This window comes from Pediococcus inopinatus (assembly GCF_002982135.1).
In the GTDB taxonomy this organism is placed as follows: domain Bacteria; phylum Bacillota; class Bacilli; order Lactobacillales; family Lactobacillaceae; genus Pediococcus; species Pediococcus inopinatus.
The window spans coordinates 2,078,899-2,094,566 of record NZ_CP019981.1; the positions used below are offsets into that span (position 1 = coordinate 2,078,899).

At 39.4% G+C, this 15,668-nt stretch carries 12 protein-coding genes and 2 pseudogenes; 10 read left to right on the plus strand and 4 right to left on the minus strand.

What is annotated here, in order from left to right; translation table 11 throughout:
* Nucleotides 1–8 precede the first annotated feature (8 nt).
* Nucleotides 9–1,214 carry a metal-dependent hydrolase family protein gene (locus PI20285_RS10290; RefSeq protein ID WP_057775161.1) on the plus strand — a complete coding sequence of 402 codons (1,206 nt, stop codon included), beginning with the start codon at nt 9–11 and terminating at the stop codon, nt 1,212–1,214.
* A gap of 33 nt (nt 1,215–1,247) precedes the next feature.
* Nucleotides 1,248–1,787, plus strand: a complete 540-nt coding sequence (locus PI20285_RS10295; RefSeq protein ID WP_082623319.1) for a DUF1697 domain-containing protein — start codon at nt 1,248–1,250, stop codon at nt 1,785–1,787.
* A 48-nt stretch (nt 1,788–1,835) separates the two neighbouring features.
* Here PI20285_RS10295 and PI20285_RS10300 read toward each other — a convergent pair whose 3' ends face one another.
* Nucleotides 1,836–2,321, minus strand: coding sequence for a glutathione peroxidase (locus PI20285_RS10300; RefSeq protein WP_082623318.1), 486 nt, complete (start codon nt 2,319–2,321; stop codon nt 1,836–1,838).
* 349 nt (nt 2,322–2,670) lie between these two features.
* On the opposite strand from PI20285_RS10300, the gene PI20285_RS10305 reads away from it, so the two are divergent.
* The 4 genes and pseudogenes from PI20285_RS10305 (at nt 2,671) to PI20285_RS10320 (ending at nt 6,860) form a co-directional block, all read left to right on the plus strand.
* Nucleotides 2,671–3,900 (plus strand): IS110 family RNA-guided transposase, encoded by a 1,230-nt coding sequence (locus tag PI20285_RS10305; protein WP_057775612.1) that lies wholly within the window; start codon nt 2,671–2,673, stop codon nt 3,898–3,900.
* A gap of 297 nt (nt 3,901–4,197) precedes the next feature.
* Nucleotides 4,198–5,027 (plus strand): annotated as a pseudogene (locus tag PI20285_RS10310) (EAL domain-containing protein).
* Nucleotides 4,984–5,532: pseudogene (locus tag PI20285_RS10315) on the plus strand (hypothetical protein). Before PI20285_RS10310 ends, PI20285_RS10315 begins: the two co-directional pseudogenes overlap by 44 nt.
* Before the next feature lie 17 nt (nt 5,533–5,549).
* Entirely contained in the window at nt 5,550–6,860 is a 1,311-nt protein-coding gene (locus PI20285_RS10320) for a glycosyltransferase family 2 protein (protein ID WP_057773106.1), read from the plus strand.
* Nucleotides 6,861–6,910: 50 nt separating this feature from the next.
* Here the strand turns inward: PI20285_RS10320 and PI20285_RS10325 are convergent, their stop codons facing one another.
* The 3 genes from PI20285_RS10325 to PI20285_RS10335 form a co-directional block, all read right to left on the minus strand.
* Nucleotides 6,911–7,618: an EAL domain-containing protein gene (locus PI20285_RS10325; RefSeq protein WP_057773108.1), complete on the minus strand. Its 708-nt coding sequence runs from the start codon at nt 7,616–7,618 to the stop codon at nt 6,911–6,913.
* Between the two features lie 301 nt (nt 7,619–7,919).
* Nucleotides 7,920–8,615: an EAL domain-containing protein gene (locus PI20285_RS10330; protein ID WP_057773110.1), complete on the minus strand. Its 696-nt coding sequence runs from the start codon at nt 8,613–8,615 to the stop codon at nt 7,920–7,922.
* A 179-nt stretch (nt 8,616–8,794) separates the two neighbouring features.
* Nucleotides 8,795–9,991 (minus strand): GGDEF domain-containing protein, encoded by a 1,197-nt coding sequence (locus PI20285_RS10335; RefSeq protein WP_057773112.1) that lies wholly within the window; start codon nt 9,989–9,991, stop codon nt 8,795–8,797.
* Between the two features lie 644 nt (nt 9,992–10,635).
* On the opposite strand from PI20285_RS10335, the gene PI20285_RS10340 reads away from it, so the two are divergent.
* From PI20285_RS10340 to PI20285_RS10355, 4 genes are all read left to right on the plus strand, one after another.
* Nucleotides 10,636–11,622 (plus strand): choloylglycine hydrolase family protein, encoded by a 987-nt coding sequence (locus PI20285_RS10340; protein WP_057773114.1) that lies wholly within the window; start codon nt 10,636–10,638, stop codon nt 11,620–11,622.
* Nucleotides 11,623–11,764: 142 nt separating this feature from the next.
* Nucleotides 11,765–12,466 (plus strand): ABC transporter ATP-binding protein, encoded by a 702-nt coding sequence (locus PI20285_RS10345; RefSeq protein WP_057773169.1) that lies wholly within the window; start codon nt 11,765–11,767, stop codon nt 12,464–12,466.
* Between the two features lie 12 nt (nt 12,467–12,478).
* Nucleotides 12,479–15,043, plus strand: coding sequence for an ABC transporter permease (locus PI20285_RS10350; RefSeq protein WP_057773116.1), 2,565 nt, complete (start codon nt 12,479–12,481; stop codon nt 15,041–15,043).
* A gap of 19 nt (nt 15,044–15,062) precedes the next feature.
* Complete coding sequence (locus PI20285_RS10355) at nt 15,063–15,623, plus strand: TetR/AcrR family transcriptional regulator (RefSeq protein WP_057773118.1); 561 nt, start codon at nt 15,063–15,065, stop codon at nt 15,621–15,623.
* Nucleotides 15,624–15,668 lie beyond the last annotated feature (45 nt).

The following is a 15,668-nucleotide window of genomic DNA, read 5'->3' on the forward strand; positions in this document are numbered from 1 at the left end:
AACGCAAAATGAAAACAACATATTATAATGCTGAGGTATTTAACGGAGTCGATAACAAAATTATTTCGGATGCTTGGTTTACGGTAGATGATGAGACTGGCAAGTTTATGGAAATGGGGACTAAAACCCCTTCAAATGATAATCTTCAGGTTGATCTGCATGGACAGTATGTGATGCCGGGACTGATTAATGCCCATACGCATATTATGATGAATCCCGTCACAAGTAAAATGGATTTTTTAACAGAAACGGAAGTCGCCTTTACAGCATTACAAAATTTGAAGGATCTTTTGGAATCTGGTGTGACATATATTCGTGAATGCGGTTGTGCATTTAATACCGACATCAAACTAAATCGGCTCGCAAAACAGCGCGAAGTTTTTGGCCCCGAAATCATGCCAAGTGGGCGGCCTTTTTCAATCATCGGTGGTCATGGCGATGCCCCTGAAAATGAAGATGGCAGTGTTAATTTTTCTTATTTAATTAATTCTCCAGACGAAATGCGAAAAGCAGTTCGAATTGCTTTTAAAAATGGTGCAAAAAACATTAAATTAATGGCGACTGGTGGCGTTATGTCTGCAACTGATCAAGTTGATGATACAGAACTGACGACAGCAGAAATGAAAGTGGCTGTTGAAGAAGCCCATTCAAAACATATGATTGTGGCAGCTCATGCGCAAGGTCACCAAGGAATTCAAAAGGCTTTAGATGCCGGGGTTGATTCTATTGAACATGGAATCTACATTGACGAACAGCAGGCCGAATTTATGAAAGCTAATCATGTATACCTAGTCCCCACTTTGAATGCACCGGCATGTATTTCTAAGTACGGTAAAGGCAAAATTCCTGCGTATATGAGTACTAAGAATGAACAGGTAGAAAAGGCTTTTTATGAACACATGACAATGGCAATGCGAAAAGGCGTCAAATTTGTGGTTGGAACCGATGCCGGGACGCCATTTAATAGTTTTAAAACGGGAACCTGGGAGGAAATGGGGTTAATGGTCCATAAAATTGGTGCCACTCCCTATCAAGCTTTGCTGGGAGCAACTAGTTATGCAGCCGATTTATTGAAAATTAGTGCGGATTATGGAAGTTTAGGAACTGGAAAAGTTGCTGATTTCTTAGTTTTAAACAAGAACCCTTTAGAAAAGATTGAAGCTGTTCAACAAGCAGACAAAGCAATTTATAAAAAAGGCCATCGGGTGGTCTAAAACCGCCTTACTATTTATTGGGAGTTTAAAGATATGAGATACTTAATGTTGTTGCGGGGGATCAATGTTGGTGGGCATAATCGAGTTGTTATGAAAGAGTTGCGGGAAAATTTAGCGGCGGTTGGCTTTACCAATGTCAGTTCTTATATCAACAGTGGCAACTTGATTTTTGACAGCTCGCACTCGCAAACTGATGTGACACAGATGGTTCAACAGCTGTTGGCGCAGAATTATATTTTTCCAGTAACCTCACTGATACTATCGGCTCAGGACTATCAACAAGACTTTTTGACAGTTCCACAATGGTGGGGGTCCGATCGCGAGCTGCGGCATAATGCGTTATTTTTGTTACCCAGTTTTGACCGCCAATCGTTTGCAAGAATTCAAAGCCAGGTGGGTGACTATGATCAGGTTGCTTATACTGCTAATATTATTTTTTGGACAGCACCATTTAAAAAAGATTATAGTAAATCATTTTATTCCAAACTTATGAAAGAGTCCTTCTACAAAGATATTACAATCAGAAACCGCAATACCGCCCTAAAATTAGGCAATTTGTTGAAGAATTCATAGATAAATAAAAGCATCCAAACTCAATTGAGTTTGGATGCTTTTTTATCTCTATTTTGTGGTGCTTTTTAGTGGTTTTTCAATTTCGTCAGTCATTTTTAAAGGGTTAGTCTTCGGGGCATACCGTTTTACGACATTTCCTTCACGATCAACGAGAAATTTTGTGAAATTCCATTTGATAGCAGAACCCAATGTACCGGGTGCGGCTTCAGTTAAATATTTAAACAAAGGTAGTGCGTCTTTGCCGTTTACATCTGCAATCGTGTGCATGGGAAAGCTCACGCCATAGGTGGTCCGACAGGCAGCAGCCGCTTCTTCACTAGTGGATACTTCTTGCTTGAATTGATTGGATGGAAATCCCAATACAACCAGCCCCTGATCCTTATATTCCTTATAAAGTTGTTCTAACTGCTTAAACTGAGGCGCAAATCCACATTTAGTAGCAGTGTTCACAATAACTAACGGGTGGTCACGATATTTTTCTAGTGAATAAGTATCACCATTCTCTAATGTAACGGTATAATCATAAATTGACATGTCCGGACCTCCTCGTATTATATAATTTGAAACTTTGTTATTTACTATTCCCTACTTAGATGTTGCGTGATATTCTCTAATTGTTCATTGGATTTAGGTCCAACTGGTATAGGCTTTCATCTCCTGTAGATTATCTACGTTATAAGCGCGCCGCCCAGACAATTCGAAACACCGCAAACCACAAGCTGTAGCGATTAATTTGATTCGTGTTCACTCGCGTGACACGCAGCTGAATCTTTTAATCTAGTCTTCTTATATTGCGAGGATGCCCGTTAGAGTTGGAATTAGGGAACATCACGCAGCACCTAAGCTTATCCAATTAATTCAAAGTGAAAGGAGGTCCTATCCTATGAATTTATATTTAGGTATTGATGTTGGTAAAAATAAATTAGACTTTTGTGCTTTAGATTCTGATCAACATTGCCGTTTTCAAGATGAAACTACTAATGATCTTAATGGTGCCGTTAAAATTAAACAGGTAATCTTAACTGAGACTAAAACCCACCATTATGAAAAGATAACTGTTGGTATGGAAGCCACCTCGGTCTATAATTTTCATCCGATGACTTTTTTCGCCGAAGATAGCGAGTTACAAGCCTTAGGCTTATCGGTTATCACCATTAACCCCTATACGTCACATCATTTTAGCCAGTTATTTGATGATGGTAAGACGGATGCGATTGATGCCAAACAATTAGCTGATTTGTTACGGATCAAACCACTGGGAACTTCAGTTGCTCGCCAAGAAAACTATGTGGCTTTGCAACGTCTAACACGGGAACGTTATCACTTGGTTAAACAAATGACTGATTCTAAAAATCATTTTTTGAATAATCTTTATTATCGTTGTAATACGTTAGAACGGGAGCTGCCAACATCCGTTTTTGGTTCAACTATGATGACCCTAATTACTGATGAAGAGTTAACCTTGGACGAGGCAGCGGCGCTACCTCTTGATGAATTAGTCACCCATCTTCAACAGTTAGCTCACGGTAAGTTTGGTGATGCCGAAGCCGTTGCTAAAGCTATTAAGAAAGCAACCCGTTCTTCTTATCGCCTATCAAAAGTCGTAACAGATTCTGTTGATGAAATTTTGGCGGTCTATGCGAATGAAATTCGGATGTTAAAAAAACAAATCCAAGTTTTGGATAAAACAATTACACAGATATCTACTCAAATCACAGATATCAATTGTTTAACTAGTGTTCCCGGTATTGGCCCAGTTTATGCGGCTGGTATTGTGGCAGAAATTGGTCAAATTGAACGTTTTCCCGATGAAAGTCATATTGCCAAGTATGCTGGCCTGGCTTGGTTACCACATGAATCAGGCACAAGCGTTCGTCAAGCTACACCACGAACTCGTAAGGGTAATCAATATCTTCGTTATTATCTAGTTGAAGCTGCCAACTCGATAAGACGTTATGATGTTACTTACCAACGCTATTACCACAAAAAATATGAAGAGGTACCCAAGTATCGTCATCGTCGAGCTATTGTCTTGACGGCACGAAAGCTTGTAAGATTGGTGGAAGTCTTGCTTAGAAACCATCAATTTTATATACCACCCAAAGTGGTATAGCTTTCGAGTTTACGATACTGAGTCCCTTCTTAACCCGCTAAATTAACTGTTTTAGTGGGCTGGGGAAGCTATACTCTCAAGAACTGATTAATAATAAAAACAAAGCTTTTTACATACTTGACTTATTACCACAAGGCTTATAGCTATTATACCTATTTTTTAAAAAAAATTGCTGAATAATGCTTTGTTAGACCCGTAATAGTATTCCCTGGACCAGGTTAATAAGGTATACTGTATTGTGATACATGCCGGGAAATTACTGACTATAAGAAAAAGAAATTAAATGGGCGCACAAATATGGAAACGTTAACGCAACTTGAACATTTATTATTATGGATTAGTCTGGTTACAATTAGTGTTTTTTTAATTATAATTGTAATTTACTATTATCGTTCCCGAAAAAGATCAAATAATTATCTTGGTAAGCAGCAACTTGAATTACGTTATTTCATTCAAAATCAGGTGGATTATCATGGCCGGCTGATTGGCTATGAGTGTTTATTACGAGAACATGATGCAGATGGTGAATGGCGGTTACCCCGAGAACTGGAAACCCTGCCCTTACAAAGGGTGATGTTTCTATTACAGGATACTTTCAAATCACTTTCCAAGGATCCCATTACTCTGTCAATCAACCTCGAATATGAGCAAATTGTTAGTGATGAATTTGATTATTTTGTGCGGTGGGCAATTAGTAATATCGAGCCGATGCACTTAAACGTGGAATATACGGCCGGGCGCAATAGTGAGCTTTTGAATAAACGAAGATTCAAGCAGCGCGTGATTATGGGATGCATTTTTCGATTGACAACGTCGGCTCCGAACTATCCAACTTGAATGATATTGAGTGGATGCTTCCCGTCACCGATACTTTAAAATGTTCCATGCGTAGTTTTCGCAAAACGGATCCTGATGAGTGGCTGGACTTAAATTTACAGTTTTGGAATCACTTATCACAAGAACGCCATATTAAACTAGTATTAACGGGGATTGAAGACAAACAGGACGAAGCCTTAGCGCAGCAACTCCAGATTGATATTCGTCAGGGGTACCTATTTGGTCATCCGATCGATCCCCACGTAAATGAAGAGGCAAAAAATGACAACCAAAAACAACCAAAAAAGTGAAGATAAAGAAACTGAAGAGAAACAAATAAAAGCCTATCAAGATGATTATTTTTCAAAAGGGCATTGGCTACGCAAAATTTGGCAAACTTTATTAGTCTTATTTGGCTGGATCTGTGTGTTTATTCCCATCATTGTAACGGTTCTTTCTTATTTAGGTGTTGAATACCATCTATTTAAGCCTATCTGGACGTATCGTGAGGGAATTTTTGAAATCAAATTTATCGGAATACTGTTGCTGTTTTTATTTGTCATGGCGCTTGTGTTCAGTGTTTCCATGTCGTTGATTCAAAATCGTAAACGTGATCGGTTGGTAGAACAATGGCCAACATTTAATCCGATTAACCAAAAATGACGCACCACTGAGTTAGATAAATTTATGGACAAGCGGTTTGGTCCGGAAGAGGCTCGCCAAAATGCGCGTAACTATCGCGTTGAACCAGAACAGAATTTAGAAACGCACGAAATAAAAAAGTTATTTGATGCGCACGATATTGATGATCTTTAGAAAGTGACGGCTGATTTATGATTGATCATGTTTTTGATGCAACAACTGGGGCAACAATTTTAAATATCTTTTTACTGATCCTATGTCTATATCCAGTTATGGGGTCTTTTTTCTGGTTCTGTGGATCTCTAAGCTATCGCTGGTTACGGTCAGAAAAAGCGGACAGCAATTGGAAAGTATTACCACCTGAAAAACAACCGATGGTCACCATTATGATCCCAGCGCATAATGAAGAAATTATGATTGCTGACACGATTAATTATTTATTTAAAGAGTTAAATTATCAAAATTTTGAAGTGCTGTTAATGGATGATGGGTCGACGGATAAAACAGCCGAGATTGTAACCGAATTGGAAGAAATCTACCCTCGACTGCGGATGATTCATATTGTGAAAAATAAGGGCAAAGCGCATGCCTTTAATATTGGGATGTATTTTGCCAAGGGTGACTACATTTTAAGCAATGATGCGGATACTATTCCGGAGCCAGACGCGCTGATGAAGTATATGAATTATTTTATTCATGATCGTGATCTAAACACATCTGCGGTGACTGCCAATATGGATGTGCAGAATCGCACCAAACTGCTAGCGAAATCCCAAACGGTGGAATTTTCAAGTATTGTAGGCGTTATTAAACGAAGCCAGGCAGCAATTAATGATTCAATGTATGCTTATAGTGGTGCAAATACTATGTATCGTAAAAACTTTTTGATTGATGTAGGGGGCTTTCGACAGGATCGGGCGACCGAAGATATCAGTATTGCCTGGGATCATCAGGCAATTGGCGCGGTACCTCGTTTTGCACCCAATATCGTTTTTCATATGAATGTGCCAGAAACAATTCCTGACTTATATCGGCAACGGAAACGCTGGGCCCAGGGTGGGACGGAAGTTTGGTTAACGAATATTAAGAAATTTATTTTTCATCCCATTAAACGACGCTATCAGCTTTCAATGTTTATTGATTCAACACTTTCCATTATCTGGTCCTTTTTCTTCCTAATTACCACTGCAATTTTTTTAATCACCATTATTTATTTTTTTATGACCGGAAACTGGGAACGATTACTGCATAGCATTGAAATGTCATTTATTTTTGTGAATTTCGAGATGCTGGCGGGCTTTATGCAGCTTTTAGCGGCCTTGATTTTGGATCATCATGGTGCCAAATTAAAATATCTTCTTTTTGCGCCATGGTACATGTTATTTTACTGGATGATCAACCCAATTACGGTTGTCATGACGTTTATTCCCGCAATGAAAACAATTTTTGGTCGCGGATCCGGAACTTGGAAAAGCCCGGAACGAAAGAAATTTACCAAGTAGTATCTAATTAAAAACGGCATCTGACTTGATTGTCAGATGTCGTTTTTTAATTAGTTTTTATTGAAAGGAAGAACGGTATTAGCAGCTGGGTCGCTTGCTGCTGGTAAATAAACTGGATGACCTAATGCAAAACCTTGTAACATATCAACTTGAAAATCTTTTAATAAAAGGAGATCATCTTTTGACTCAATCCCTTCAACTGTAAGCAACTTGTGTTTTTTTTGTGCTTGGGCATTCCAAAAAGTTAGTTGGGGGATGAGTTGATCCATCGTTTTGTTTGCCCGAAAGTTTTGAATGGCAAATTTGTATTCTTGAACAAACGGATCAAGGGCCTCAATACGTTTAAGTTGATTGTTTCCAAAACCCACGTCATCGATGATCCAGCCGATACCATTATCGTAAAAACATTTAGCAGCTTTGTAGATTTGGTCTTCAGTCACCAGCGTGGGACTGGAATGCTCTGTCAATTCGACAGTCAGAGTGACGGGTAAAAGTTGATTTCTGATTGCTTGTAAAGCTTCACAAAAATTAAGATCTACAAATTGTTCGGGATCCAAATTAATAGAAATGTTTTTAAATTCACTTGCCATTAATGGGGCCGTTTGAACGAGAAGTTGAGCAATCTGTTGAGCTGGAAACCGATTGAAATCATTCGGAAAAGTCCATCCGTCAGCGGTTTTTTCGCGTAGAAAAAGCTCGTAGCCAATTGGTTGTAATGGATGTAGCAGAAATTTTGGTTGTCCCCAAAAGCGAATCATGGTAGCTCCTCCAATTTAGATCTGATATTTTTTTTAAAGCAAGTGTTCATTTTGTACAAGTTAAATAGTGTAAAAACATAGATCTATATCGACATAATTTTAGCACAATGGTTTAAAAGTACAATAGAAAATCGGATCCTTATTAGCAATCGGGACTATAAAAGATGCTTAATCATCATTTTATGGGGCAATAAGCATTTTTATGTAACGTGAACAGAAAATAACAAAAATCTAAACTTAGTAAGCTCTCCTTTAATAGATACGTAAAAATTGAGGGCAGTTTTTAAATAGCGGCAAACTTTTAACAGTGAACGAGACTTTTTTCCGAGTCGCCTTTAATTGGCAGAAGGACCGGGCGACCTAAAGTATAGCCCTGAAGCATATCAGCTTGGTAGTCAGAAAGGGTCAACAAGTCTTTTTTAGATTCCACTCCTTCAATAGTGAATACTTTATTGTTTGTTCGTGCTAAATCACACCAAAAGGATAGTTTAGGCACAATAGCTTCGAGTGATTCTCCGGGCCGAAAATTTTGAACGGCAAATTTATATTCGTTAACATAATTATTTAAAAGTTTGACGCGCTTGAGTTGATTGTCACCAGAGCCCACATCATCTAAAATAACGGCAAAATTTGCGTCAGTATAGCGTTTGGTGGCGGCAAGCAGGATTTGGTCTGGGATGGGGGTGTCGCTTGGGTGCTCAGTCAATTCAATCGATAAGTGACGACACGAAATTTCGTTTTGAATTGAAACGAATGTTTGACAAAATTGTGGATCGATAAACTGATCAATATCAAGATTAACAGAAAGACTTTTCATGTTATGTGGCAGTGCGGGCGCTGTTTGGATGAGTAGATTAGCGATTTGGCTAGCGGTAAACTTGCTAAAATCACTTGGTACTTCCCACTCGGTCATGGAACCCTCACGCAAGAAAAGTTCGTAACCCACAGGTTCTAGTGGATCACGTGAAAACTTAGGTTGTCCCCAGAATCTTAGCAATATAAAGTCTCCTTCCAAATTTAAAAATAAAAAAGACCCGTACTTGACTTTCTCAAGTATGGGTCGTGTGCAATGTAGAAACATTGACTGAGCTTTTTTATTTAGTTTGTAATATCTAACTTATTCAGTGTACCACGGAAAGTAAGAGAAACAAAAAAATTCAATAGATATTAATAATTTTAATCATGCTTGATTGCTGTGTTAGGTGTCCGTGGATCGGTGATTGTTTCAGGATCTGAAACAGAGACACTGTCCCGCCCTTTACCTTTGGAATGGTATAACATTTGATCAGTGCGTTCATATAACAGATTTTGGGTAATATCGGATTTTTGAAGTGCAGAAACTCCTACAGAAATGGTGATATGAAGATTTTCATTGTCATTAATTTTAAAGGCTGTCTTGCGAATCTCGGACTGCAGCTGATAACTGAATGTTGCTGCCTCGGCTAACGTAACATCAGGTAAGAGAATATTAAATTCTTCGCCACCCACGCGGTAAGCCTCAGCCTGGGGGACGGTTTTTACTTTATCAGCCGTGATCTTACTAACGGCTTTCAAAACGGCATTGCCAGCTAAATGGCCGTGTTGGTCGTTGACACGTTTAAAATGATCGATATCGAAAGCAATCATGGTGAACGGCTGGTCTGAGTCCTTAAAATTGATAAATGCCTCTGTAAAATCTTTTTGAAATATCGAATAATTTTTCAATTTAGTTAGTGGGTCGGTTGTCGCTTGCTGGGTTAAACTTGTCAGATAGTCGTTTTCGCTATTTAATCGGGTCAGACCGTAGTATAGGAAAAAATTCATAACGACAAAGGTAATCCAGTAATACCAAGATGTAGTGACGGTAACGTCATTGAAGTAGCGGACGCGGATAAAGTGAAAAATTACCCAAAACCCTCCCACCACAATATCAAGCAGGCCAATCAAAATTAACTGGTGCAGCTGGAAACGACGAACCGCATACACGATGATGTTAACAAACAAGTAAATTACGGCAGTCGCGAGGATAAAATCAATGGTGCCAATTGTGAATCCCCAAAAGAAGGCTCGCGCAAGAAAGCTTGATACAATCACGATTAAGCTAGTCCGTTGACCTAAGAAGATAATGACGTAGAATAGCAGCAACAATCGAAAATCAACAAATGCCACATCTTGATTTGTATGGGCTGCGGCATATTCAAAATACACACCTAGGATAGAAAAATAAACCACGCTTAAAACTGATAAGCGTCCGACTAAATAATTGATAGGTTTTTCTTGTTCCGTTGAATGGTTGACCATTGAGCGAGCAAGTAATTGAAAAAATAAGATAATGCCAAGGGTGACAAAAATCCCAGTGAATAACGGGGAAAGTAGCCATTCATGTTGGGTCAAATAAATTCATCTCTTAACTAAAATAATCTGGACGATTGCAATAAAATGGAAAATATAACTCTGAACCCCGTTATATGTTAACGGATACAAAGAAAGACTGATTAATTATACCAAAAAAGATAAGAAGAACAAAGACATTTAAGTGAATTAGGTAATTAAGGATAGGCTGAGTGATGAATTTTAGCCTATATTTGGATTGGACAATAAATAGAGGTACAAAAAAGCAACCATCATAGTAGTCGGGATGGTTGCTGGTAAGCACTATATTAAATAGTGCGGCGTGTTTTAGCACGCATCAGACAATTGTCTGATAAGATTTGGCACCTTATGGGCTAGTTTAACACAAGTTAGAGGATTTTGAAAATCAAAAAAACGCTTTGCATGGGGCAAGTTTTAGTCGGTAGTTCCGCTAATTAGATTTTATTCAACTTTTTATTTGCTTTTAGTTTCGTTCCGGCGCTGATGTGGGGCCGTGTGGGTCGCTTATGACAAATCGCCACACGCGCTCATCAACGTCGCCACTTCACGTGTTAATTTCTACATACAAGAAACATTTCTAAAAAAATTTCATATTGAATTGGATTTTTAATCAGAATATACTAATCCTAAGTTTAAATAATCTACTAATAGGATGTGACGCGCTGATGTGTACAAGTGTAATGTATCAAAATGCCAAAGGAAATTGGTTTTTAGCACGAACAATGGACTTCTCATTTGAATTAGATGGTCGTCCAGTTGTAATTCCCCGCAACTTTCATTTCCAAAGTGATGCTAACGAAGCGGGCTTTGATACAAAACTGGGCTTTGGCGTTGCTGGACGTAACTTAAACGGCTATATCCTAGTTGATGGGGTAAACGAGGCCGGAGTTGGGGCTGCTACCCTTTACTTTGACGGATTGGCAAAATTTGCGGATCAACGCGAACACGGAAAAACTGATTTAGCTCCTCATGAAGTTATTAACTGGATTCTTGGAAATATAACAAGTGTAGCTGACTTAAAAGAAAAAATTAACGATGTAAACATTGTGGCCATCGCCAACGACTTGTTTAAAATTGTTGTTCCTTTGCACTGGATTGTGGGTGATAAGTCTGGTGCTTGTGTCGTGTTGGAACAGGATAAGGAAGGGATGCATGTCATGGATGATCCCGCTAAAGTGATGACCAACAGTCCTGATTTTCAATGGCATTTAAAGAATTTGAATAATTATGTGCAATTAAAGCCCACGTCACACAGTGCCAAAGCATACGGTGAATTTAAATCAGATGCCTATGGATTGGGCAGTGGTGCGTTAGGTTTGCCTGGAGATTACACATCTGTTTCCCGGTTTGTGCGAGCGGCGTTTATTCGCGAAAATACGGATAAGGCTGACACGACAGGTGGCTCGATTAATGCGCTATCGCATATTTTAAATAGTGTAGAGATTCCTAAAGGGGTTAAGGCTGATAATGAGGGCGGTTGTGATTATTCGCAATATCGTGGGTATATGAGTTTGGATGAAGGCGCCTATTACATGCAACCTTATGATGACCAAACGATTACGCGAGTGGCACTCACCCCTGAAGTTTTGAATGCCAGTGAACCTACAGAGTATCCACTACAGAAACAACAACAATTTAATTCAGTAAATTAATTTAAAACCCGATTTGGAGAAGCCGAGACACGGTTTGCTGCCAAATCGGGTTTTTTATTTTCCTTAAGATTAATTATAGTAAGATTTTAAATGCTATAATTCAATTAACAGCAAAATCAGACTAGAGAGGACGTTTTTGGAAATGGCGTTTATTACATTAAAAGATGAAACGAAACGATACACTATGGAAAGTAATACAATTGTGGCAAATGATAAAGTCAGTTTTGACATCGATGAGGGCGAGTTGGTCATTATTTTAGGCGAATCTGGAGCTGGAAAATCGACGGTCTTAAATATGTTGGGCGGGATGGATCATCCAACGGAAGGCAGCATCTTAATTGATGGCCAAGACATTGCTACTTATACTGAACGTCAATTAACTGAGTATCGGCGCACCATGGTGGGGTTTGTTTTCCAGTTTTACAACTTGATTCCCAATTTAACTGCGCGTGAAAATGTTGAGTTGGCTAGTCAGGTGACTTCTGATGCATTAGATGTGGATGAGACACTAAAACACGTTGGCTTGGATAAACGGATGGCTAACTTTCCAGCTCAATTATCTGGTGGTGAACAGCAGCGGGTGGCGATTGCCCGAGCACTAGCCAAGAATCCCAAATTATTGCTATGCGATGAACCGACTGGGGCCTTAGATTACCACACGGGAAAACAAATTTTGAAATTGCTACAGGATACCGCGCGTAAAACGCATCGGACCGTTTTGATTGTGACGCATAATTCAATGATCGCTCCTATGGCTGATAAGGTCATTCATTTAAAGGATGCCCAGGTCAAAGGGATTGAACGTAATGAGCATCCTACCCCTGTTGAAAACATTGAATGGTAGGTGGCGGAAATAATGAATCGAACTTATTTTAAAGCCACTGTGCGTGAGATTACCCAATCGATGGGAAAATTCATTTCAATCGTACTGATTATTTTGTTAGGATCATTGCTCTATGTGGGCATTCGCGGGGTTGGCCCTGATTTGAATCAATCTGCCAATCATTATTTTCAACAACAAAAGTTGAGTGACGTCAAAGTTAGCTCAACAATGGGTTTAACGAACAGCGATTTAACTTCAATTAAGCAAAACAAAAACGTTAAGCATGCAGTGGCCAGCCATATGGTCACGCTGCAAAAGAGTCGTAATCAGGTTGTCAGTGTATACAATTATCAAAAACAGACAAAACTTGATAAATTAAAGCTGGTAAGTGGCAAACTGCCAGTCAAAAATAACCAAATTGTTTTGGACAATAAGGCTAAAGAAAATGGCTACCAGCTTGGAGACACTTATCGGTTACCGAAAAATACGAATCTCAACCGGCGTAGTTTTAAAATTGTCGGTTTTGTAAACTCGCCTCAATTTGTCAGCAGCACGGACCGCGGGACCACAAATTTAGGTAGCGGTACGGTTGATTATTTTGCGTACGTACCTAACACGGCATTTAGCCAAAAGGAATATGCCTCGATTGCAGTACAGTTTAAAAACGCTAACCACTATGCGGCCGGGACAGATGCCTATAATAACCAGGTTGATCGTCAAAAAGCGGATTTAAAATCAGATTTAAGTGGTCGGCCACGTGCACGCCAAAAACAACTGCAAAATAAGGCACAGAAAAAATTAGATCAACAAACTACTAAAATTGAAAAACAAGAAAAAGAGTTGGCGAAAGTGCCAAGTGGTTATCAAACGGCCAAAATAAAGGCAGCAAAACAAGAACTTGCTGCTGGCAAGAAAAAGATTACGGCGTCTGAAGTTCAGATTAAGCAAATTGCCAAGCCAACTTATTTATATAACGATCGAACAATGAATCCGGGCTATCAAGATTACTTTGACGAATCTCATAGTATTGCCGCAATCGCAATTATTTTCCCAGGGTTCTTCCTGTTCATTGCGATTTTAATTACCTTTTCCACAATTTCACGGATGGTGGAGAAAAACCGGCGTGAAGTTGGCCTTATGCGGGCGCTTGGTTATACCAAACGTGAAATCGCGATGAAATATATCGTCTATACATTGTTAGCTGGAATTCTTGGTGCCGGACTTGGCGGGGTGCTTGGGATGCTGACTTTGCCACAATTTGTTTTCAGTTTGCTCAGCAATAATAATCTAACTGAGTTTGTGGGTGTAATTCCATGGTCCTACCTTGCACAAACGATGGCGGCGGGATTAATCGCCACCTTAGGCAGTGCGTTGATCGTCTTAACCATCAATTTACGAGAAGCTCCGACGAATTTGATGCGAGAACGGGCGCCTAAAGCTGGTAAACGAATTCTGTTAGAACGAATTAAACCACTCTGGTCGCGACTTAGCTTTAATCAAAAGGTCAGTTATCGAAATCTCTTCCGTTACAAAGGAAGAATGATCATGACAATTGTCGGGATTGCTGGGTGTACTGGTTTAATTTTGACAGGATTTGGAATTCAAGATTCTGTGAACGATTTAGTCCCGACCCAATATGAAGACGTCCAGCATTTTCAAGCATTAGTGACGGTAGAAAAAGCCACCCAGAAAGTGCATGCGGCTAATATCTCGGCACAAAAATCTGTGATGGTAAAATCAATTACGGCCCGACCCACACACGGAACGGCCAACGATACGGTCACTTTAATGGTGCCGAAAACTACGTCTAATTTTGATAAGTATGTGACTTTGAAATCAGTCGCCACCAATAAAAAACTTCATTTGACTGATAGGGGCGTTATTCTATCCGAGAAACTGGCGACTGATATGAATGCTAAGGCAGGCAGTTCGGTCAATCTCCAAATTGGGGGTAAAAAAGTAACTGCAAAGGTTACGGGGGTTACCACCAATTATGCGGGGCACTGGCTCTACACCACGCAATCCTATTATAAAAAGTTAACCGGTAATTCGACTAAGGCTACAACACGTTTAATTAAAACTAGTCATACGAAAAAGGCCCAACGAGAAAAACTAAGTCGCCAATTATTAAAAGAGACCGGTGTTTTAAACGTCAGTTTTCCAAGGTATGCGGCTAGTTCACTGAGTACAGGTGGATTGGGATCAGTCGTCTTAATTATGATCGTCATGTCGGGAGCTTTAGCTTTGGTGGTGCTATATAACTTAACGAACATCAATATTTCCGAACGGCTTCGGGAATTAGCCACGATTAAAGTGCTTGGTTTTTACGATCGTGAAGTTACGGCCTATGTGGCACGAGAAAATGTGGTCTTTACCATCGCTGGAATTGTACTTGGTTGGGGAATTGGTTTGTTCTTACATCAATTCATTATGGTCAAAGCCCAAACGGGTAGTATTTTGTTTCCAATGACGATTCATTACCCAGGCTACATCTGGTCAGCGGTCATTACGGGATGTTTCAGTCTGTTTATCGGAATTTTGACCCATTATAAACTTAAACATATTGATATGCTGGATGCGTTGGCAGCTGGCGAGTAGTTGAGAGGGGATCTTTGATATGAAGGAAAAGCAACAGAAAATTTTTGATGCGGCTCAAAAAGATTTTCAAGAGTCCGGGTTTAAAGGAACCAACATTGCTGAAATTACACAACATGCAGGAGTTGCAGTGGGGACCTTTTATCGATTTTATGAATCAAAAGAAGAAGTTTTCTTTCAGGTTTATGCAGCAGAAAATGAGCGCGTAAAACAGGAAATAGTGACAACCAATGATCTTACTGAAGATCCTCGCACACTTTTTCCTAAAATAATGACGCAATTATTGGCAGACGTCAAAAATAGTTTGATTTTGCAGGACTGGTACACGAATCCAAAGTTAAAACGACTTATTAAAAATAATCCGAATCTGCAAGATGATTTTATGTGCCACACAGTTTCCCAATTAGTTAAGCAATGGCAAAAAGATGATCGCCTTAAATCAGGGCTATCCGAGAGTCGTGTGCATCAATTATTTGAGGCCTTAGTTGTTGTTGATAATCATCAAGATGAGTTACTAGATGGGGATTACGAGCAATTGCGAGAGGATTTGGTTCAAGGAATTTTAGATCGAATTTTGAAATAATTTTGAAACAATAATGAAGCGAGGTCAGAGAAATTCTGGCCTCGT